Here is a 20996-nt window from a genome sequence, read left to right on the forward strand (position 1 = left end):
ACACTCGTTTGCTACTCAGGGTGGCCAATACACCATGACTAAACGCGCATCAAACACAAACCCACCAGCACCAACAGATCCTGTTGACGTACCAGAGCCATCATCTATTGCGTTAATGTTAGCGGGTTTGGCGTTGATCATGAGCCGTTTTAAAAAGGCGTAAGGTTTATAATCGGAAGCTTTCGGGCCCAGGGCTGCGTAGCGCAACACGTTGAATTGCGGTTCTAGAAAGAGCCATAGAAAAACAGTCAGTAAATTAAAAGAAAACGAGGATAGCGTCCGCTACCCTCGTTTTTTTATAGCTCAAATTGTTTGCTTATAAACCAAAGTCGATATCTTTGAGTTTGTCTTTTAGCTTATCTTTTAATTTGTCTTTGGCTTTGTTTTTAAGCTTGTCTTCGAGTTCTTTTTTCTTGTTTTCAATCAGGTTATTGAGCTGCCCATCTTTAAAATCTTTGAACTCTTTTTCTATGTTTTCAAAGCGTGATTTATATTCTTCAAACTTGGCTAAGTCTGCTTCATTTAAATTCAGCTCTGACTGAAGTTTTGTTTTTAAATTAGCTTTTGCTTCAGACTCAAACTCGGTCCACTTTGCACGAACCTGCTTTTTAAATGAGGCATTAAGTTGATTGTCCAAATCAGATTTAATCTTGATATTAGGATCATCTAGTTGCCCACTTACATCGACATCTAGCTTAAATTGATTCACTTGTGTCAAGGTATTCAAAACCAGAGAAGCGAGCTCTGTGGTCGCTTTACCAGTTAATTTAACGTCATTAAACGACAGACTATTGCGGATCTCAAACTCGTTATCATAACTAAATGTGCCATCAGCAAACACCATCGCTTCGGCCATATTCAAAACAATATCGTCACTGGTTGAGAGCGACTTATCTACGATTGGTAGGTTAGTCGCCTGATATTGCCCAGTAGTCTGAAATACCGAGTTTTGGTTTGAGTCTTGTGAAACGAAGTAACGACCATTCAAATCAAACGACTTCGCGGTACTCTCAGCCCCCTCGCTCACATTTATAGGCTTGGCTAACTGAACATTATATTCACTATCTTTATTGCGAACGTAATTAGCGCTATTTATTTCGGTTCCAGCCAAAACAAATTGCTCACCCGATGGTGCTTGTATGTCCACACTTAAGTTTTGAACAATCCATGATGGGAACGGGTTTTCCAACTCAAATACTATGTCTTCACCTTCAACTAGAATACTCGTACTGAGTTTGTCTTTGGCTTTAACCGACTTACTCGCTTCGATGTATGGCTTAACTTTTTTATAGTACTCTTCTGCCGTCACCAAATACTCTGTGATTTCATCCCCAAAAACGAGTTTGGAAATAGCCACTGCATTTGGATCATCAATTGGGTATTTGTCTTTGATGTTTTGCCAGTCTTGACCTGGAGCAGCCTTTAACTCTTGATAAGCATTATCAATATTCGCTTTACTTTCTTTATACTGTACCTTTAATGCCTCGACAGCGGCTTTGTCACGTTTTAATGACTTTTTAAACCGCTCGACTTTTGTCTTAAGTTTCTCGATATCTTCAAGCGACTTAATTTTTGTATTCTGAATGTTCTTCCAACGCGCTTTATATTTCTCGAGAGACTTCTTGTCTGGCAAAGCCTCAACCTTTTTCTTTAACGCTTTGTTTTCTTTATCCCAAGTCGACTTAAGTTGTTTGCCTTTTGCTTCAGTAATTAGGTCTGCTTTTTCTATCACCTCAGACGCACTCGGGACCTCAAGTCCACCGGCAAAGGCTTCGACTTTTTCCGTCACCGACTCTTCTACTGTCGTCTCAATTGCAGTGGCACTTTGAGCTCGAGGTTGATTAAAACGCAAGCCAGAGACTTTTAAATCATCAATGACTGTATTGCCCAAGATGTATTCAAATGGATTGACCAATGCTGACGCTTCATCAAATTCAAAAATATTATGAGTTAGTTGTTCTGGGTCAGCCTGCTGCAAACCATTTATTGTGATACCAAATGGAACGATACTTAAATCAACCGATTCGATATTAGTTTCACTACCTATCGTGCTTTGTAACACTGAGGTAAGAATACTTTTTGTGATAGGCTCTGCAGCAAAATAGCCCGCAGCAAAAATACCGCCCGTGACCAACACCAGTGCGCCTGCACCTGCCGGTCTAAACATTCCGTGTCCTTTTGGCTTTTTGTTTTGTTCTGTTGAATCTGTCATGCGCCCTCCTAGCCGTGAACCGCTTCATATATGCGATAAAACTTCGACGCTTTTAACGTCTGCACAATTTTGAATTTGCTCACGTAATCCATAAAGACAACGCGATATTTAATGACCAATACGTTTGCTATTAAGACAACTGGAATAAACGCAAGCAACGAAACAATGGCAGCACCAAGTTCAAGGGTGTTGTTCATTTCAAAAATTCGAAACCAATATTGGTTGTACAGGGAGGTCCAAAACGCCTCTAAAGAAGGGTCTGTTAATAATGACTTACCAAGTGCCGCAGACAAAGGGGCAATTGCAAGAGAAAGCACCCCAAACACAGCAGACATAGCTAAGAAAAGTGATAAATTACAACGAATAATGAATAGTAAAAAGATAACGGTGAGGCCAATTAGACTGACAAAACCATTCATTCCGATCAAGAAGGCAAATCCAACTGCCAACGACAGTTGTAATGGTCGGGTGCCCGAATTCAACGCACCCAAAATTTTCGCTAAAAGTGTAAGCACAAATTATCCCTATATTGTTTATTAACTTAAATCTAATATCTTTGCTTTAAGCTACTCATTTAGTCAGATAATAAAACGAGTAACCGCATCCATACTCGCTTTTTATTTTACGATTCTGACTTAGCAACTTCTTCTATTTTTTCCTCGTCGATATTACCCAACAATAAACCTAGCCACTTTGAGTCCTCATTGGCCTCTAAAGCTATTTTTACAATCATAGTCAATGGAACTGATAGCAGCATACCAACGGTACCCAATAACCAACCCCAAAAGATCAATGACAAAAATACAACTAGTGTCGACAAGCCTAAACCTCGGCCCATAAACCGAGGCTCTACAATGTTACCCATTACAGTATTGATGGCAACATAGCCAATTGCAACCAAACCCGCGACGGCTGGACTTTGCACCACGATAGCCAACAGAACGGCAGGCACTGCAGCTATAATCGAGCCGATGTTTGGAATAAAGTTGAATAAAAATGCTAGCACTGCCCATAACAGCACGTAATCGACATCCAAGACCCAAAGTAAAATGGCGACTAATACACCTGTTCCCAAGCTTACCAATGATTTAATGGCTAAATAGCTATTTACCGACTCCAAAAAGCGGTCGATGTGACGAAGTTTCATTTCTGGATCATGTAACGCAATATGGACCTTTTTATTGATATCCGGCGCTTCAAATAACATAAATACGACCGTCAATATGATCAAAAATAGGTTTGCCATGACGCCGCCAAAGCCACTCAGTAAATTCCCCACCATTTGCATCGCAACACCAGGGTTAAAATATTCAGTCAGTTGTGATTTTTCGATTCGAATATCAAATAACGCCAATTGACTCACTAACCAGTGCAGCTCTTCAGCTAATTTTTCTTGATATAGAGGCAATGACTTTGAAAAGTCATTAAAGGATTGCCCCACAACGCCCGCTAGGCTTAGTGAGATAACCACGAGTAAACTCAAAACGATTAGCACAGCACCCACTCTCGGGATATTCCAGTCGACGAGTTTTCGCACCAAAGGGTTAGTGATAATCGCGATAAACATAGAGAGTAAAAATGGTACCAATATCGCGCTTGAGGCTTTGATCCCGGCTAACAAAATAACAAGGCAAGCCATAACAAATAGAAATTTGATGGCAAAGTTTAGTTCGAGTTTGGGCATGTCATGTCCTTTTAAAAGATTGCCAGAAAAGTGAGCGTTTTTCTGCTAAACACCGTAAAAGAACTATACTGAATACTCAAGTTAAATGCTTATAGATTAACGAAATATTATGAAAATATTTGTCACAGGTGGCACGGGACTAATCGGTCGTGCCTACATTGAATATAAATCCACCAAGAACAGCGACTCGGACGTCGAGTTTACGGTTTTATCCCGTGACAAAGAAAAGGCCGAAACGCTTCTTCCCAACAACGTCAACATTGTTACATCACTTAGCGACGTTTCATTTAATGACTTCAATGTCATTATTAACTTGGCGGGTGAGCCTATTGTTAATAAACGCTGGACAGACAAGCAAAAAGAAGTCCTATGTCAAAGTCGTTGGGCACTGACAGAGCAAATCGTCAACAAGATTGAAAAAGAATGCGACACAGACAGGCCCATTCGTTTTTTAAGCGGCAGCGCGGTGGGGATTTATGGCCGTCAACCAAAAGGTTTAATCACCGAAACTCATCAACATCACTTTCCAGAGTTTTCCCACAAATTATGTCAACGTTGGGAGGACATTGCCAATCAAGCCAAAAAGGCCAATGTTGCTCTAATGCGTACAGGCATCGTGTTAAGTCACAACGGCGGCGCTTTGGATAAAATGTTATTGCCCTTCAAGTTGGGCCTAGGTGGCAAAGTTGCCTCCGGAGAGCATTATATGCCTTGGATCCACATTAACGACATGGTTAAGGGCATCGACTATTTAATCGAACACCCAGTTCTTAATGGCCCGTTTAATTTTACGGCGCCGCATCCAGTGAGTAATAAAGAATTCAGCAAAACCTTAGCAAGTGTATTAAACAGGCCATGTATATTCCCAGCGCCTGAATTTGTCTTGCGAATTGCGCTTGGCGAAATGGCTGATTTACTTGTTTATGGCCAAAATGCGATACCTGAAAACTTAGTCAAAGCAGGTTTTACTTTTGAGTATTCCCATTTAGAGCCTGCGCTTCAAGAAGTTGTGAGCCATTGACGATAACTTCACGTAATACCTTTGAAACGTCGCTTCACTTAACGATGCAAAGAGAAGCCCTACTCATTAATTCTAAATGTTGACCTTGAGGAAAAACATTGTGTTTAAGTTATTTTATGACGGCTGTTGCCCACTTTGTGTGGCAGAAATGAAAAAACTCGCCAAACATGATACCAATCATGACATTGAGTTTATTAACATTCAGCTTGAACACGAAATGGAAAAATACCCGAACGTCGATCCTAAAAAAGCCGGCCGTATACTTCACGCGATAACCCCCGAGGGTAAATTGATCACAGCGCTCGATGTGACCTATCAAGCTTGGGCGTTAGTTGGCAAAGGCTGGATGTTCAAACCGCTGACTTGGCGTTGGGTTCGCTTTTTTGCTGATCCTGTGTATTTATGGTTTGCCAAAAACCGCTACTCTATCTCTGCCTTCTTGACCGGCAATGCGCGTTGCGAGTCCTGTCAAATTGGACGTCCTAAATAGGTTAAAACGATGCAATCATATTTAGTATTTGGCGCGCAATCGGGAATAGCGCAAGGCGTAATACAACTATTACTCACTAACAGCTCTGTGGACATTACAGTCCATGCTTTTTCAAGAGGCGCCCAACCAAGCCAGCTCAATGAACTTGAACACGGTGCAAGCAAACTGGTTTGGCATCAGCTTGAGGATTATGATGTTGATACGCTTAACAAAAACTTAGCGGAGCTCGAATTACCTAGTTTGGACTTGGCCGGCGTCTATGTTTTCAATGGTATCTTGCACAACGATGACTTTATGCCAGAAAAAGCCTTGTCACAGTTTAATCAATCACAATTTGAAGCGGTAATGCACGCTAACACAACAGTGCCAGTCACTATCATTCAGCAGGTGTTGGCTACTATTAACAGTAAACAGTCATTTAAAATTGCAGCGCTGTCAGCAAGAATTGGCAGTATTGGTGATAATGGTCTCGGCGGCTGGCACAGTTACCGTGCGAGTAAAGCGGCGTTAAATATGTTGCTTCAGAACATTGCGATAGAGGCAAGTCGCCGTTTTAAAGGAATAAAAGTGATTAGTTATCACCCTGGAACGACTGATACACCTCTGTCTGTTCCGTTTCAGTCAAATGTTCCTGACGGAAAGTTGTTTGATAAACAACAATCCGCCCAATACTTTTTAGACGTTGTGGCTGCACAATCATTTGACCAAACACTTTCCTATGTTGACTGGCAAGGCAACTCTATTCCTTGGTAACAAAGCACAACTGCACAAGTCAGTTAGTAAGCAGCATTAGGTCTTTTCTGGCATTGCATTAACTGTTTGCTGGTCTTTCTCGTACATTAGGGTTTCGGACAAGTTATCGTAGCATTCCAGCGCACTTAATATTGCCCCTTCTACACGTCCACCTTTTGCCCAATCACCAATGATGGACAACTGTTTTTCAGCCTCAAATATAATGGATGAGCCATGCTGCTCAACGTGACGATTGTATTCTTCACTCGGCCGTGCGTATCGCCAAAAATGGCAATATCCTTCGACATGATGAAGCTCTTCGTCCAACATCTCGTTCTCTTGAAGTGTTTGCTGAAGCCAATCAAACGCCATCGCTTCTATAACAGCGACAGGTTGGCCAATATTCTTCTCAGTGAACTCAACAGAAAAGTGGATATTCCATATGTCATCAATATGGTCGTCGTTCTCAAGACCTCTAGAAGGTCGACTATTCTGTCTAGCGAACCAAGAGACTTGCTCATCACCGAAGACACCTTGAACGGCACTATTGACCTTACCCTTGGTGGCAATTGCTGCAGCCCAGCATGGCGAATGGACGTGTTTGGGTATTAACATGTGTAAAGACTTGTCGTCTGAGAAGATTTCGTCAGCTTGTTCGGCAGGAATTGTGCTTATCAGCCAGTCATAAACTCCGATGAGCTCCTGGTTGTCATCCCACAAATACCACTTTACATTGTTACCTACTTCATCAGTGGTGGCTCTAACGACACGGCTATTTAATTGGAGCTTTACATCTTGGAGGAGGTGCTTAGCAAGCGAATTCATCTCGGGTTGGGCAACATAACGACGCTCATAATCAACGGAAGGTAATAAAACACCCGCTTTCAGTTTGCTAGGTTGAAAGTCCCATTGTGCGACTATACCCTGTCTCACCCAATCATCGACGAGCTGTGTAGCTAGTGGGTCTCGTGCGGTGAAGTACTGAGCGCCCATATCACAATTGTGCCAAGCTAGCCGCTTAGTGAACATGCGTCCGCCACGACCACGAGATTTTTCTATTACGGTAACGTTTAGCCCGTCACTTTTAAGTTTGTTGGCCAGAACTGCGCCGGATAATCCCGCTCCGATAATCGCAATTTTCATTGAACGCTCCAAAAAAAGCTTTTTAGATCACCCATAACGTACATTTTCGAGATTAGGTTCACTTTTTTATAAAAAATTATCGGCGATCGAATTCCACCGTTTTATCAGGGTGCTGATAAAAGCCCTCTTTCAATAAGTTTTTATAACGCTTCATTTGTCCTTGCAATACCAATTGCTCTAGCCCTTTGTTAAACAGTGATAAAATTAATTGGTCGTCCTTGGCCCCTTTGGGGATTAATAAATGAGTCGTCACCGTCGAAATATAGGGAGACAACACTTTGACTTCCTCGCGTTCGGCACCAGAGAAGTCCCTTTGCAATAGATACCACCCCGTCAACTCATCAATTGGAAAAACATCAATTTTTCCATCAATTAACGCATCAAACGCCGCTTTATCAGAATCAAATTCAGTTAACTTGCCATGGCCTTTGATGTAACCGGCTAACTCGTCCGTATATAAATACCCTTTGGTTGTACCTAGCTTCAACTCATCTAAATCTTGTAAAGAGGACCATTTTTGACGGTCAAAGGTTCGGTTCACATAAAACACTAAGTTTTCAACAGAAATGGGATCGCTATGCCAAAACTGTGACTCTCTAGAACGAATGAAGTTGCCATAAGACACCGCGTGATATTCTCCGCGTAACGTCGCTGCTAGTGCCTCCTCCCAGGGTAAGGAGGTAAACTCTACAATGACACCTGTCTCTAAAAAAGCCTGAGAAATAATGTGATTCATGTAGCCGTCATGCTCCATGTCGGTAGAGGTGTATGGCGCGTATTCTGTCGTCGCTATTTTAAGCTTGAGCCACGCATGAGCAAAAGATTGATTAGGTAACAATAGCGAACCTAGTAAGGCTAAAATTAATAAATATGCTTTCATTTTTTACTTAATCCTTTTCTATCCATTCAACTAAAAATAAATACCTAAACTGATATTTAGTCTGTGTGTCGTTTCTTGACGACCACCAAGATCCAGCCCAACGCCTGGTCCACCTGAGAACCACATATTTTTGCCGTGGATACTATCGATGTATACATACAACTTAGACCAACCAAAACTGCACCCGTTGACCCACTGAGACGAGGCTAACGCGCTAGCTTCATCAGGTTCGACTTTGCCATACTCGCTATAACATTTAATTGGTGTCAGCTGCTTGGACTTCATAGGCAGTGTATAAACGACATTTGCAATGTAACTTTTGCCTTTACTCGTTGCCAAAAACGGAAAGTCGTAAGCGGACATGGCTAATCTATCAGTAGGCTGTCCTATAGGTGCTTTTAAATCGTAATCAAAATCGGTGTATTGAAACTCAAATTTGAAGGGACGTTGATTATGTCTAACGTGAAATGCATAGGCACTTGTGTCGCCATTTTGCAATGTATCTAGGTTGAGAATTTCACCTTGTTGGACGCTAAAGCCAATGTCTGTCGTCGAACGGGCGAGTAACTTTGCCGTGTAGTTTGCTCGCACGTTAAATTGGTTTTGTTCTTTATTGCGGAACATCCCGTCATCGGCGACATCAAAAGAATAACGAGAGAGTTTGGCAGCATCGTTATACTCGTCATTTAGGAAGTAGGCGGTTTGGAATTGCCAATCCCCTCTCTCGTATTCAACCACCGCACCGGCATCATAATCGTCTTCAAAACCAATATAATAATTGATGGAAAACCAGAAATTATTGGATGCAAAAGGCATCAGACCAAACGGCACTTTAGTAATGCCAACCGTAGTTTTCCAGTGGTTATCAATTTGATAGGTTAAATCGGCAAAACGTATCGTATTAAAGTCGACATTTTCGTACCAGCGGTATTCTGCTTTATAGCTGAAAGCATCGTCTTTTCCGGCTACATTTAACTTAAAAGACTCAAACTCAAGCCCATCTCTCAGTTCATTCTGTGCCCAATCTACATAACTGTAATTAAGTCGAACGTGACCACCGAGTTCAAAAGGCAGGCTATCAGCAAAGCTAAAATTCGGTGAGGCGAGTAGTAAAGTAGAATAAAAGAGAATGTGATTTTTTATTTTCATTTCACAGCCTTGTCAAACCCTTAATAAATCGAGACATTTAAAAAGCGTAGCACAAGGCTGGAAACTTGCGGGGTGTTTACTCTTAGTTAGCTTCAGTTAGTAGTAAGGGTCAATGTAACTGCACAGTGATCACTTAACATTAACTTAGGCTCCATATTTTTGTAGTGATACACATTTGGCGTCATTAAGAACTGATTGTCGTCTAAGTTACCAACTAAAATGTGGTCAATTGGCACAGGGTAATATTCATGACAGCCTTTTAACGTCGCCGTTGCATTTTTTAAGGTCGAAGCACTTCCATCAGTGTTATTCATAAGTTCGCTAGTGAAGAAGTTGTTTGGTGTCGCTAAACGGTGGTTAAAGTCACCTAAAATAACGTAAGGCGTTGCAGCCTTTTCTTTAGACTCCACATAAGCGTCCAATATTGGCGCTTGCTTAGCGTAAGTCTGACACGCATATTTGTCTGACGAAGAATAGTCATCGACAAAACAGCCACTTTTCATATGAACATTAAGCAATGACATAGGACCAAACTCACCATCAACGGTGATCTCAAGCGCATGTCGTAACCCTCTTGAGTCCAAAGCAAACTCGGATAAAGAGTTCGTTTCTTTTAATTCAATACCTTTTCTCACTGCAAATGCGACTTTTTGTTGAGTCGACTTGTTGCCATTACTACGGCAGTCAAAAGGGTCATTGTCAGGACGTCCCGACATTACCACTTGCCAGTCAGATGCAGGAAATAGTTGGTGAACAGCTTGGGCAGAATGGACTTCTTGCATAGCAACAATATCGGCATTTACCGTTGCTGCGTATTGTTTCATTTCACTCATTTCTTGTGCCGTTCTCGGGCGGCAGCCAGCTTCCGCTGGATACGCTAAGTGTTCAATATTCCAAGACGCCACCTTTAATGACGAACCGCTTGGTGTTGACGCCTGTACTTGTGTTTGATCAATAGTGTTGTTGGCTTCTTCACCGCTTTGACAGCCAACTAAGACGGCGCAAACAGCTGACATTATTATTGTTTTAGTTGTATTCATACTTTGTACTTTTGAATTATTAGTTAAATTGAGACCAGTTTAGCTTAATAGTGTAGCGACTTTATGACAGAAGATAGAGGGACAAAAATGAATTTTGACGCTGAGAAAGCCCTATCTAACGATTTTATTTACGGCTAGTTAACGTGTTGTCGGACATCATCAGGGTTATCCGAATATTCAGAAATGTCTAACACTTCAATTTCATAAGCCGATGTACCTGCGATATCCTCAAACAGCCCCTCTGAAAAAACACCTCGGATAAGATATGGTTGTTTTAGGTTTACTTCAAAATCACTTGGTTCTAGGCGCACAAACACAATTTGGTTTGGAGGTGGCGGTGGAAAGTGAATACAAGCACCATAATATGGCACCACAAACACTAAGCTTGGGCTGTTATTATCATAAAATTCAATGGGCACAACAAATCCAGGAAGACTGACAAATTGTCCATTAAAAGAAGAAACCGTCTCAGTTGAGATCATCGCTTGTTGGTATTCTTGGTCGCTTGCGGCAGAAATCGATTGAAAAATTTGGTCTGAAATAGCTTCAGTGGAGGGCTGCTTGTCGGTATTGGCATCATTAGCAACGGAGCTTTGATTGTATTTTTCCAGCACACTTTGATGTCCTACTGGCAAAAGTTGACTCCAACTCAATGGCCTGGGTTCTGTTGTTAATAACTTTTGATCAAAGTTATTTGATACATACACTTTGGACTGGCTAGAGGTAAATAGACTTTTCGAGTCACTGTCAGTTAAAGAAAAAAGTATTATTAAGAAGGCTACTGATAATCCAATCGCAAGAACGGCATAGATGAGTTTGTTGAGAGCCTGTTTTTTCATCGCTATGTTTTGACTTTCCACTGTTATGTAACTGAATTACTGGACCAGAATGAACGGCGTTACCCTACCCCAATTTTCAGATTCAAAAAAGCCCAACCCTTCTCGCAGATATAAAAAAACCCGCTCAATGAGCGGGTTGTTTTATATGGCGGAGAGGGAGGGATTCGAACCCCCGGAAGGTTTAACCCTTCGCCTGATTTCAAGTCAGGTGCATTCGACCGAACTCTGCCACCTCTCCACTCGATGGAGCGCATATTAGAGGCCTTCTTTGACGTTGTAAAGGGTTAGTTTAAAAAAATGTTAATTTCATGGTTTAAATGGTGATTTTTAAAACAACCCGATACTTTTATCGACAAAGTGACGCTTTTTTGAGTTGGATATGGGAACCAATCTTAACGCTAATACTCAAAAGTTAGAGAAAAACATGTGCCTTGGGTTTTAAAATTAACAGAGTTGAGGACTCGTTCTTTCTGAAAACACAGTACTTATGTAGAGGATATAGTTAATCGTTGCACATTTTTCCAACGTATAGACATTGAAACGGCGCTGCAAAGCCACAATATATTGACCAGATATAAAATTTATTGAACACTACTCAACAGAAACAGTTAACTAATACAAATTTAACAATTATAAAACTTTACATTTATAGAACATTATAGGAGTTCAAAATGGACAGCAGAATGGCGTATCAAGGTACTCAAACGTCTGCATTAGAGCAGAACAAAGTACTAAGAAACACGTATTCATTATTAGCAATGACATTGGCATTTGCCGCAGTTGTTGCAGGCACAGCGATGGCGTTGAATTTGCCACACCCTGGCTTAATCATCACGCTAGTTGGTTTTTATGGCCTTCTATTCTGGGTTCATAAAGCCGCTAATTCATCAATGGGCCTAGTTGCAACTTTTGCTTTCACTGGTTTCTTAGGCTATTCACTTGGCCCAATTCTAAATATGGTAATTGGCGCTGGCGGTGGTGAAATCGTTATGATGGCGCTAGGTGGTACTGCCCTAACCTTCTTTGGTTTGTCAGCGTACGCACTTACTACTAAGAAAGATTTATCATTCTTAGGCGGTATGATGGTTGCGGGTTTCTGGGTATTGCTAGTTGCTATGATTGGTAACATCTTCTTACAGCTACCAGCATTATCTCTAGCAATTAGTGCGATGTTCATCCTGTTTTCTTCAGGCGGTATCTTGCTACAGACACAAGCAATCGTACGTGGTGGTGAAACAAACTACATCCTAGCAACAGTGACGTTGTTTGTATCAATCTACAACATCTTCATCAGCTTAATTAACATCTTAATGGCATTTGCTGGTAACGATGATTAATTATTAATGACCAACGGTTCTCGCTGGTCAAAAAGAAGATAAAAAACGCTGCGCTATGCAGCGTTTTTTTTACCTTAAATCATTCGCTTTTAAATCAAACCCCACGTCAAAATCCATTCGAGTTACAAAAACAGGCCAATGACTAGGTTCATTGCCAATTATGATTTAAACTTAACTTCATCTGCATTAAGTAATAATGAGTATTATGCGTTATCTTCTCATGCTTCACGGCTCTGCGTGGTCACAACAATCTGTTAAATCTGCGACTGATTTTGCTAAGGCGGCAATCACTCAGGGACATACCATTGATGCAATTTTCTTATATCAAGACGGCGCAACCAATGCTTTGCCGGAAATAGAAATCAGTTCGGATGAGCTTAATGGTCAAACCGCCCTTCTCGACTTACATAGACAACACGGGGTGCCGTTGTGGCTATGTGTAACTGCCGGTGTAAAACGTGGTGTAACCGAGCACAATGTGCACAAAGGTTTTAAAATCGCAGGGCTTGCTGAGTTTGCAGAAGCCTCTACGCTTGCTGATAAAGTCATTCAATTTAAGTAACTGGCGGTCATCATGAATATTAAAAATGTGTTAGTCATTCATACCCAAGCCAGTTTTAACTCTATGGCAGGCAAAGAAGCGTTAGACTTGAGTTTGATTTTTGGCAGTTATGAACAGAACGTAACTGTCCTATTTATGCATCATGGAGTCTTTCAAACTCTAGCGCATCAAGATCCAGAGCCAATTGGCCAAAAAGACTATTTAAGTACAATTAAAGTACTCGACATTTATGACATTGAACAAGTGTTCGTTTGCGGTAAGAGCTTAGACAAGTTTGGTATGCAAAACCAAGCTCGCTTACCAGATATTGAGGTCATTGAGTCTACTCAAATTAAAGCGTTGAAAGACGCCGCTGATCATATCTTTGTCATTTGATACAGGACACATCTATGCCGTTTTCAAACCACGCTTATAGCCTCCACATGATATTTAGCCCAGACGGCTGGGAAAAAGCCAAGCCTGTTATTGATGCAACCGACCGCATTTTGTTTTTGCAAGATGCGTGTTACTTGTTGCAAGCAGAGCTGAAATCGCCTTCCGAGCTCGTATATGCCAGAGCGCTTGATGTAAACGCACGAGCCATAAAGGCCCCAGATGCCATCGAATTACTCGACGATGAGCTATGGGTCAAACTAACCGAACAAGCGAATAATGTATTAAGTTGGTAAACACTTTAATTTGATACAAATATAAGTTAGTACAAAGCACAAAGAGACATCGATGATTGAATTTAACGGTCAGCAATTTGAAACTGACAAACACGAATATTTAGCCAACTTAAGTGACTGGAGTGAAGAACTGGCCGAGCACATTGCTAGCCTAGAAAATATCACAATGACGGAAAACCATTGGGAAGTGGTCCATTTCGTTCGTGATTTTTATAAAGAATACAAAACCTCCCCTGCTATTCGTATGTTGGTTAAAGCCATGGCAAAACAACTTGGCGAAGAAAAAGGCAACAGTATTTACCTCTACAAATTATTTCCAAAAGGGCCAGCTAAACAAGCAACCCGAATTGCTGGGTTACCAAAACCCGCCAAGTGCATATAGAAAAAGCGCCGATTGGCGCTTTTTTATTCTCTTTAATTACTGTATTAACAGAGAGCTAGTGCCGTGAAGCCCAGTATTCGTGCTTATACTGGACTTACACAAAGCATTCCCCACATTTACATCACATCATCACGAGTGGTTGCAGGACCTACAATCTTTTTCACTTCGTATTTTTTAAACCAGCCAAGAATGTTTTCAATCTTAGCGACCATACGAGATGGGCGACCAGCAATGCCATGTGGCGAGCCTGGAACGCGAACCATTACAGTATCGATTTTGCGAAGCTTAAGCGCTTGATAGTACTGTTCGGTTTCTGACATTGGTGTGCGGCGGTCATTTTCACCCGTTAACAACATAGTTGGTGTTGTAACATTACCCACTAGTGACAACGGTGAACGCTCCCAGTAGTGCTCAACATTTTCCCAAGGCACACCTGGGAACTGGAATGGAATTTGACCTAAATAACTATCTGCCGTTAACACTTTTGAAATCCAGTTAATCACCGGCTTAGCAACTACCGCTGCTTTGAAACGGTCGGTTAGGCCAATCGCATAAGCGGTCGCAATACCACCAGCAGAGCCACCTGTTATATAGAGTTTTTCTGGGTCTACGAGTCCTTTGTCGATAAGTGCGTCAACACCTGACATGTGATCAGCAAAGTCCCACTTACTTGAATATTTGTTTTGTAGCAATAACGCAAAGCGCTCACCATAACCGGTACTGCCTCTGTGGTTATCATAAAATACGATATAACCTTCTGCAGCAAAACGTTGGAGTTCGGCTGAGAAATGCGGTCCATAAGACAAGTGCGGTCCACCGTGAATTTCTAAAATCAGTGGGTACTTTTTAGTTGGGTCGTAATCAGGTGGCAAAATATACCAGCCTTGAATTTCTTCGCCGTCAATCGATGAGTTGTAAATAACTTCTTTAACTTCACCAAGTTTTTTATGACCTAACAGGTCTTCATTCAACGCAGAAATTTGAACTTCTTTGCGACCTTTTTTGACATAAATATCGGCTGGGCGTTGGGCCGAGCCTTTTGTATAAGCAATCACGTCATCATCAGCATGAAAATTAGCAAAGGCATAAGGACGACCAATCGTTGTGCCGCCAAGACCCGTTGCTAGTTTTTTATGTTTGCCTCGAAGACTTGAATAGCCAACAGTAATACTGCCGCGCTCTGTCATTTGATAATAAAGACCTGAACTTTTTTCATTCCAAATAGGATTAGCAACAGAGTTGTCTATGTCACTCGTAATATTTTTAGCAGGCTTATCGCTATCAACTTTTTTAATAAATAAATGACGGTTTCGGTACGCCAGCTTTTTATCGTCATTATGTAAAAACGCTAAGTAGTCGCCATCAGGAGATACCGTTGGGGAATACTCACCACCTGGTAAATCAGTGATTTGTTTTAACATACCTGCATTTGGACCAAATGCGACAACAGAGTAGATATCAGACTCACGAGTTTCATATTCCCAGTTGTCACTGCGATTAGCAGAGAAATAAATTTGACTGCCATCTTTAGACCAGGCTAAGTCACCGCCGTGATTGTAATTGCCCGACGTTAATTGACGTGCCGTACCACCTGAAGCAGGAATAACAAAAACGTGTCTAAAACTAGGCTCTAGTATACCTGCACCATCGGCTTGATAGCGCGCTTTGGTGACATATTGAACAGGTTCAGACCACTTTGCGCCTTTTGGCTTTTTGGGCATCGCGACTGAAAAAGGACGGCTAGTATCGGCAACCGACATCACAAACGCCAAATGCTCACCATCAGGTGACCATGTCACATTACTCAAGCCTTTTTGAACATTAGAAACTAGTGCAGTTTGACCTGTGTCCAACCAACGGACATAAAGCTGAGTTTTGCCTTCTTCATTGGACAAATAAGCAATGCGGTCGCCCTTTGGTGACCACTTCGCGCCAAAATAAGCTTTTTTACCAGATAACAAAGGACGGTGCATCGTCCCATCTGTTTTTGCCATCCATAAATTACTTCGCGTACTGTCCGTCATAATGTCATTAGAGCGACGCGTATAAACCACCCATTTACCATCAGGCGATACCTGTGGGTCAGTTGCGTATTCTAGTTCAAATATATCTTCGGCTTGTAGAGTGTGATTTGTCGTTGGAGCTATCTTACCTGCATGATCATCAGCAAAACTTGGGCTGCCGACCAATGCTGTAGATAAAGAGGCAACGATAGCGAGAAGTGAGTGTGACTTCATAGCGCTTCCTTATTATTTTTATCGTTGTAGCCAGTCTACCCTCCTAGAACAAGACGACACAACACTATTTATCCGCAAAAATTTTTCAACTATCGCAATGTCCTAAAAAGCACTTTTTTAAATATGTTCAAAAAAAATGATTTAATGTAACATCGAGTAGATTTGATCAACATTCTTGAAAGGAACAAGCATGAATAAGAAGAAGTTGTCAGTGCTGTTGTCGGCTGGAACAATCACTATGGCGATGGCCATGGCTGGTTGCTCACCACAACAAGCCCCTGAAAAACAAACCTCAGCTGTTGAGGCTGAAGCCAAGCAAGACGTCAATCCATTCTTTGAAAAATGGGAAACACCATTTGGTGCACCGCCATTTGATATCATCAAAACCGAGCACTTTTTACCTGCTTTTGAAAAATCAATGGAAATGCATCTTAAAGAAGTTGATGCCATTGCCAATGCTGATACTAACCCAACGTTTGAAAACACCATTGAACAACTGGAACTATCAGGCGCTGAATTAACTCGTGTTGCACGTGTTTTCTTTAACTTAACGGGCACAGAATCAAGCCCTGAGATGCAAGCCTTACAGCGTGAAGTCTCTCCTATGTTGGCTCGTCACGGCAACAAAATCCGCATGAACGAAGCCCTGTTCCAACGTGTTAAAACGATTTATGAAAACCGTAAAGAAACAGGCTTAAAAGGCGAACAACTGCGTTTAACAGAGCGCATGTACAATGATGCTATTCGTTCAGGTGCAAACCTAACCGGTGAAGACCGCACTCGTTTTGCCGAAATCAACGAGCGCATTTCTAGCCTAACGACGCAGTTTGGCCAGAACTCATTAAACGACAGCAAAAACTTCAAGCTTGTACTAGAAGAAAGTGACCTTGCGGGTATGTCTCAATCGATGATTGATGCGGCTGCAGCGGCTGCAAAATCACAAGGTTTAGAAGGCAAATACCTGATCACTCTTCAACGTTCTAGCGTTGAGCCATTCCTGCAGTTCTCTGAGCGTCGTGACCTACGTGAAAAAGCGTTCAAAGGCTGGGCAATGCGCGGTGACAACGACAACGAATTTGATAACAAAAAAATCATTGAAGAAATCGTTAAACTGCGTTCAGAGCGCGCCAAACTTCTTGGTTACAAACATCATTCAGACTACGTTTTATCAAATACGATGGCCTCTTCTCCAGAAGCAGCGATGGACCTTTTGTTAAAAGTTTGGAAGCCAGCGGTTGCACAAGCTGAAAAAGAACGCGAGTGGATCTTAGAGCAAATGAAAGCCGAAGGTGCTGATCATGAATTTGCAGCTTGGGATTGGCGTTTTTATGCTGAGAAAGTTCGCAAAGCTAAGTTTGACTTAGACCAAGGCGAAATCGCTCAATACTTCGAATTAAATAACATGCTTGAAGCTAAGTTCTACGTAGCCGAGCAATTATTTGGCTTAACGTTCGAAGAACGCAACGACATTCCTGTCTACAACCCTGTTGTTCGTGTTTGGGAAGTAAAAGACGCTGCGGGCAAGTCAATTGGCCTGTTCTATGGTGACTACTACGCTCGCCCTTCAAAGCGCTCAGGTGCTTGGATGAGTGCGTTTAGAACGCAACAAAAGTTAGCGGGCAACGTTAAACCTCTGATTATCAACAACATGAACCTAAACCAACCAGCTGAGGGTGAGCCAACGTTAATGAGCTACTCTGATGCGGTTACTCTATTCCATGAGTTTGGTCACGCACTGCACGGTTTATTGTCAGATGTTAAATACCCTACTCTAGCAGGTACAGCGGTATCTCGTGACTGGGTTGAGTTCCCTGCACAGTTATACGAGCACTTCATTGGTCAGCCGCAAATGCTGAAAAAGTTTGCTCGCCACTATAAGACAGACGAACCAATGCCTGATGCATTAATCGAGCGTATCAAAAACGCCAGCACCTTTAACCAAGGTTTTGCAACGGTTGAGTTTACAGCTTCTGCGCTAGTGGACATGGCTTACCACCAGCTTACTGAAGTCGACAACTTAGATGTTCGAGCTTTTGAAGATAAAATCTTAAACGGCTACGGCAAACCTGAAGAGATCATCATGCGTCACCGCAGCACGCACTTTGGTCATATCTTCGCAGGTGGTTACGACTCAGCATACTACGCATACATGTGGTCAGAAATCTTAGACTCTGATGGCTTTAATGCGTTTGTTGAAGCAGGTGACATTTTTGATAAAGAAACCTCACAACGTCTATTAAAGTATGTTTACAGCACAGGTGACACAATGAACTACGACGAAGCATACAAAGGCTTCCGTGGTCGTGCGCCAACAACTGATGCACTACTTAAAAACAAAGGTTTTACTGACTAAACAGTTGACTCAAAATGGTTAACTTAAATATCAAAGCTAACTAAAAAACAAAAGCCGCAGATTTAAATGTCTGCGGCTTTTTTATTGGACTAATATCTTGGACTTATATCTTGGATGTATCTATTGGACGTACTTTCGACCAACTAACTTGCTTGCTTCACCACTACTTCCATAAAGTCAGTCGCTCATCAAACAAGCTATACATCTCTTTTTGTCTGTTCTACTCAAGCACAACAGTATCGATGACGTGGATAATACCGTTCGTCGTGTAAATATCTGTCATTGTCACCGTAGCACCACCAAATACAAGTAAACGAGTTTCGCTATCAATGCTCACGGCGATATTATTACCAGACGCCGTTTCAACCATAGTGCCATTAGCTGCATAAGCACTGACAGAGTTCACTTCACCCGTTACCACATGCTGTAATAACACTTCAGCAAGTGCCGTTTGGTCTGCCAATAGAGCGCTTAGCGCTGCACTGTCGATTTTGTCGAACGCGGCGTCAGTTGGTGCAAATACTGTAAACGTTGCTTCAGGGTCTGATAATGTTGTAACCAGATCGGCTTGAGTTAACGCATCGACCAATGTCGTGAAGTTGCCATTTGCAATAGCAGTATCAACAATATTCATGGTCGGCATGCCTTTGTCCTCTGGCGGCATTAACACTTTATCAATGACATGAATCACGCCGTTATCCGCCATTACATCCGCCGTTGTTACCACTGCATTATTTACATACAACATTGAATCTACTGCACTAAGAGCAACGTTGTCAGTATTCGCTGTTTCGACTTGATTATCCGTCGAGTTCGCGACTGTTAATGCGGCGTCCGAATTTACCTTTCCGCTTACTACATGGTAAAGCAAAATATCACTTAGGGTTTCTGGGTCCTCTAAAAGCGCTTCTACCGTACCCTCTGGTAACGCATCAAATGCTGCGTCAGTTGGCGCAAAGACTGTGTAGTCTGTCTCTAAGTCTCCTAACACAAGGTCTAAATCGGTTGCTTCAAGCGCCGCTAACAATGTCGTAAAACTGCCGTTCGCTTCGGCCACATCAACAATACTCATTGGCGGTGCAGGTAATTCAACATCCGCAATCACCACAGCATCAATCACGTGGATAATACCGTTTGTAGTATAAATGTCTTGAGTCACAACGGTTGCGCCACCAAAAGTAAGCGTGTCAGCGTCACTGTTAATCATTAAAGGAATTTCGGCGCCCGATGCTGTTTCTACATCTGTTCCATTTAATGAATAAGCAGTAACAGAATCAACTGCGGCATCAGCCACGACGTGTTGCAATAAAATATCGCTTAATACATCAGGATTGTTTAGTAGCAAAGTAATGGTTTCGGTGCCAATTAGCTCGAAGGCTGCATCGGTTGGTGCGAACACCGTAAATTCACCGTCCGCACTCGCTAATGTTGAGTCTAGCCCCGTCGCTTGTAACGCTGCGACCAATGTCGTGAAGTTTCCTGCCGCGACAGCTGTCTCAACGATGTTATCTGTTGGTGAGCCCATCGCTTTTGGTGGCATCAATACCGCGTCGATAACATGAATCACACCGTTGTCAGCTTGAACGTCGGTGACCGTCACTGTCGCGGTGTTAACAAGCAAGTCATCACCGTCTAGAGACAACGCAAAGTTACTGCCGTTAACCGTTTCTACTGTTGAACCCGCTAGACCAATGGCTGCGGCGCTTTCAACTTCTCCACTTACTACGTGATAGGTCAAAATACTGCTTAGCGTATCAGGGTCGGCGAGTAAATCATTGATTGTATCGTCACCTAACAATGCAAAAGCTGCATCGGTTGGCGCAAATACAGTAAATTCTTGGCTGGTATCTGAAAGTGTTACATCAAGACCCGTGGTCTCCAGAGCTGTAACAAGGGTGGTAAAGTTTCCATCGGCGATTGCAACATCAACAACAGTTTGGACTTCTACTTCATCTGAATCATCGTCATCATCAATTAAGTCACAAGCTTGAATAAAAAACACACTGCCAATTAGAAGGAGTAAAGTTTTAAAGTTTTTCACTTGGATATTCCTTTTATACATGAATAGTTGCAGTTAGGAATACTGTGATTGTTTTTTAAACGATCAAAATAGGGCTAACTTTTTACAAAAAGGCAAAGTTAGCGATAGTTAAGCAATACAAGAATTGGAACCGAGTAATGACAAACAATTAAAAAAGGATGGTTACGCAAGATAGTGGTTTATCAGCCCCAAGTTTAAATCAGGATTAAACTCGAGGCTGACAACT

Annotated in this window: 20 protein-coding genes and 1 tRNA gene; 10 read left to right on the plus strand and 11 right to left on the minus strand. The window is 42.0% G+C overall.

Annotated elements, in window-relative coordinates:
- The first annotated feature begins 34 nt into the window (after positions 1–34).
- Positions 35–163 (plus strand): PEP-CTERM sorting domain-containing protein, encoded by a 129-nt coding sequence (locus AC4E96_RS12085; protein ID WP_490256003.1) that lies wholly within the window; start codon positions 35–37, stop codon positions 161–163.
- A gap of 153 nt (positions 164–316) precedes the next feature.
- Here the strand turns inward: AC4E96_RS12085 and AC4E96_RS12090 are convergent, their stop codons facing one another.
- From AC4E96_RS12090 to AC4E96_RS12100, 3 genes are all read right to left on the minus strand, one after another.
- Positions 317–2212: a TIGR03545 family protein gene (locus AC4E96_RS12090; RefSeq protein ID WP_490255992.1), complete on the minus strand. Its 1896-nt coding sequence runs from the start codon at positions 2210–2212 to the stop codon at positions 317–319.
- 8 nt (positions 2213–2220) lie between these two features.
- Entirely contained in the window at positions 2221–2727 is a 507-nt protein-coding gene (locus AC4E96_RS12095) for a TIGR03546 family protein (protein WP_490255993.1), read from the minus strand.
- A gap of 107 nt (positions 2728–2834) precedes the next feature.
- Positions 2835–3896 (minus strand): AI-2E family transporter, encoded by a 1062-nt coding sequence (locus tag AC4E96_RS12100; RefSeq protein ID WP_488033706.1) that lies wholly within the window; start codon positions 3894–3896, stop codon positions 2835–2837.
- A gap of 109 nt (positions 3897–4005) precedes the next feature.
- On the opposite strand from AC4E96_RS12100, the gene AC4E96_RS12105 reads away from it, so the two are divergent.
- From AC4E96_RS12105 to AC4E96_RS12115, 3 genes are all read left to right on the plus strand, one after another.
- The gene (locus tag AC4E96_RS12105) at positions 4006–4917 is read left to right on the plus strand and encodes a TIGR01777 family oxidoreductase (protein WP_490255994.1); all 912 of its coding nucleotides are present in this window, start codon (positions 4006–4008) and stop codon (positions 4915–4917) included.
- Positions 4918–5017: 100 nt separating this feature from the next.
- Positions 5018–5407, plus strand: a complete 390-nt coding sequence (locus AC4E96_RS12110) for a thiol-disulfide oxidoreductase DCC family protein (RefSeq protein ID WP_490255995.1) — start codon at positions 5018–5020, stop codon at positions 5405–5407.
- A 9-nt stretch (positions 5408–5416) separates the two neighbouring features.
- Positions 5417–6160, plus strand: a complete 744-nt coding sequence (locus AC4E96_RS12115; protein WP_490255996.1) for an SDR family NAD(P)-dependent oxidoreductase — start codon at positions 5417–5419, stop codon at positions 6158–6160.
- Positions 6161–6196: 36 nt separating this feature from the next.
- On the opposite strand, the gene AC4E96_RS12120 is transcribed toward AC4E96_RS12115, so the two are convergent.
- The 6 genes from AC4E96_RS12120 to AC4E96_RS12145 all read right to left on the minus strand — a co-directional run bounded on the left by AC4E96_RS12120 (position 6197) and on the right by AC4E96_RS12145 (position 11428).
- Entirely contained in the window at positions 6197–7282 is a 1086-nt protein-coding gene (locus AC4E96_RS12120; RefSeq protein ID WP_490255997.1) for an NAD(P)/FAD-dependent oxidoreductase, read from the minus strand.
- A gap of 76 nt (positions 7283–7358) precedes the next feature.
- Complete coding sequence (locus AC4E96_RS12125) at positions 7359–8162, minus strand: substrate-binding periplasmic protein (RefSeq protein WP_490255998.1); 804 nt, start codon at positions 8160–8162, stop codon at positions 7359–7361.
- Between the two features lie 30 nt (positions 8163–8192).
- Complete coding sequence (locus tag AC4E96_RS12130) at positions 8193–9311, minus strand: hypothetical protein (protein WP_488033700.1); 1119 nt, start codon at positions 9309–9311, stop codon at positions 8193–8195.
- 92 nt (positions 9312–9403) lie between these two features.
- Complete coding sequence (locus AC4E96_RS12135; RefSeq protein ID WP_490255999.1) at positions 9404–10351, minus strand: endonuclease/exonuclease/phosphatase family protein; 948 nt, start codon at positions 10349–10351, stop codon at positions 9404–9406.
- Positions 10352–10485: 134 nt separating this feature from the next.
- Positions 10486–11190, minus strand: coding sequence for a DUF3299 domain-containing protein (locus AC4E96_RS12140; protein WP_490256000.1), 705 nt, complete (start codon positions 11188–11190; stop codon positions 10486–10488).
- A gap of 146 nt (positions 11191–11336) precedes the next feature.
- Positions 11337–11428, minus strand: a tRNA-Ser gene (locus AC4E96_RS12145).
- A 433-nt stretch (positions 11429–11861) separates the two neighbouring features.
- Between AC4E96_RS12145 and AC4E96_RS12150 the strand changes: the two genes are divergently transcribed.
- The 5 genes from AC4E96_RS12150 to AC4E96_RS12170 all read left to right on the plus strand — a co-directional run bounded on the left by AC4E96_RS12150 (position 11862) and on the right by AC4E96_RS12170 (position 14139).
- On the plus strand, positions 11862–12527 hold the full coding sequence (locus tag AC4E96_RS12150) for a Bax inhibitor-1/YccA family protein (RefSeq protein ID WP_488034209.1): 666 nt from the start codon (positions 11862–11864) through the stop codon (positions 12525–12527).
- A gap of 205 nt (positions 12528–12732) precedes the next feature.
- On the plus strand, positions 12733–13089 hold the full coding sequence (gene tusD, locus AC4E96_RS12155; protein WP_488034208.1) for a sulfurtransferase complex subunit TusD: 357 nt from the start codon (positions 12733–12735) through the stop codon (positions 13087–13089).
- Between the two features lie 12 nt (positions 13090–13101).
- Complete coding sequence (tusC, locus tag AC4E96_RS12160) at positions 13102–13464, plus strand: sulfurtransferase complex subunit TusC (RefSeq protein WP_488034207.1); 363 nt, start codon at positions 13102–13104, stop codon at positions 13462–13464.
- Positions 13465–13478: 14 nt separating this feature from the next.
- A complete protein-coding gene (locus AC4E96_RS12165) occupies positions 13479–13757 on the plus strand; it encodes a DsrH/TusB family sulfur metabolism protein (RefSeq protein WP_488034206.1) in 279 nt (92 codons plus the stop codon).
- Between the two features lie 52 nt (positions 13758–13809).
- Positions 13810–14139, plus strand: a complete 330-nt coding sequence (locus AC4E96_RS12170) for a TusE/DsrC/DsvC family sulfur relay protein (protein WP_488034205.1) — start codon at positions 13810–13812, stop codon at positions 14137–14139.
- Between the two features lie 116 nt (positions 14140–14255).
- Here AC4E96_RS12170 and AC4E96_RS12175 read toward each other — a convergent pair whose 3' ends face one another.
- Complete coding sequence (locus tag AC4E96_RS12175; protein WP_490256001.1) at positions 14256–16376, minus strand: prolyl oligopeptidase family serine peptidase; 2121 nt, start codon at positions 16374–16376, stop codon at positions 14256–14258.
- Between the two features lie 190 nt (positions 16377–16566).
- On the opposite strand from AC4E96_RS12175, the gene AC4E96_RS12180 reads away from it, so the two are divergent.
- Entirely contained in the window at positions 16567–18729 is a 2163-nt protein-coding gene (locus AC4E96_RS12180) for a M3 family metallopeptidase (RefSeq protein ID WP_488034203.1), read from the plus strand.
- Positions 18730–18949: 220 nt separating this feature from the next.
- Here AC4E96_RS12180 and AC4E96_RS12185 read toward each other — a convergent pair whose 3' ends face one another.
- Entirely contained in the window at positions 18950–20770 is a 1821-nt protein-coding gene (locus AC4E96_RS12185; RefSeq protein WP_490256002.1) for a fasciclin domain-containing protein, read from the minus strand.
- Between the last annotated feature and the right edge of the window lie 226 nt (positions 20771–20996).

Source organism: Psychrosphaera sp., assembly GCF_982872775.1.

Coding starts and splice junctions, on each gene's coding strand:
- AC4E96_RS12085 (WP_490256003.1), top strand. CDS start 35: ATGACTAAACGCGCATCAAACACAAACCCACCAGCACCAACAGATCCT.
- AC4E96_RS12090 (WP_490255992.1), bottom strand. CDS start 2,212: ATGACAGATTCAACAGAACAAAACAAAAAGCCAAAAGGACACGGAATG.
- AC4E96_RS12100 (WP_488033706.1), bottom strand. CDS start 3,896: ATGCCCAAACTCGAACTAAACTTTGCCATCAAATTTCTATTTGTTATG.
- AC4E96_RS12105 (WP_490255994.1), top strand. CDS start 4,006: ATGAAAATATTTGTCACAGGTGGCACGGGACTAATCGGTCGTGCCTAC.
- AC4E96_RS12115 (WP_490255996.1), top strand. CDS start 5,417: ATGCAATCATATTTAGTATTTGGCGCGCAATCGGGAATAGCGCAAGGC.
- AC4E96_RS12120 (WP_490255997.1), bottom strand. CDS start 7,282: ATGAAAATTGCGATTATCGGAGCGGGATTATCCGGCGCAGTTCTGGCC.
- AC4E96_RS12125 (WP_490255998.1), bottom strand. CDS start 8,162: ATGAAAGCATATTTATTAATTTTAGCCTTACTAGGTTCGCTATTGTTA.
- AC4E96_RS12130 (WP_488033700.1), bottom strand. CDS start 9,311: ATGAAAATAAAAAATCACATTCTCTTTTATTCTACTTTACTACTCGCC.
- AC4E96_RS12135 (WP_490255999.1), bottom strand. CDS start 10,351: ATGAATACAACTAAAACAATAATAATGTCAGCTGTTTGCGCCGTCTTA.
- AC4E96_RS12140 (WP_490256000.1), bottom strand. CDS start 11,190: ATGAAAAAACAGGCTCTCAACAAACTCATCTATGCCGTTCTTGCGATT.
- AC4E96_RS12150 (WP_488034209.1), top strand. CDS start 11,862: ATGGACAGCAGAATGGCGTATCAAGGTACTCAAACGTCTGCATTAGAG.
- tusD (WP_488034208.1), top strand. CDS start 12,733: ATGCGTTATCTTCTCATGCTTCACGGCTCTGCGTGGTCACAACAATCT.
- tusC (WP_488034207.1), top strand. CDS start 13,102: ATGAATATTAAAAATGTGTTAGTCATTCATACCCAAGCCAGTTTTAAC.
- AC4E96_RS12165 (WP_488034206.1), top strand. CDS start 13,479: ATGCCGTTTTCAAACCACGCTTATAGCCTCCACATGATATTTAGCCCA.
- AC4E96_RS12170 (WP_488034205.1), top strand. CDS start 13,810: ATGATTGAATTTAACGGTCAGCAATTTGAAACTGACAAACACGAATAT.
- AC4E96_RS12175 (WP_490256001.1), bottom strand. CDS start 16,376: ATGAAGTCACACTCACTTCTCGCTATCGTTGCCTCTTTATCTACAGCA.
- AC4E96_RS12180 (WP_488034203.1), top strand. CDS start 16,567: ATGAATAAGAAGAAGTTGTCAGTGCTGTTGTCGGCTGGAACAATCACT.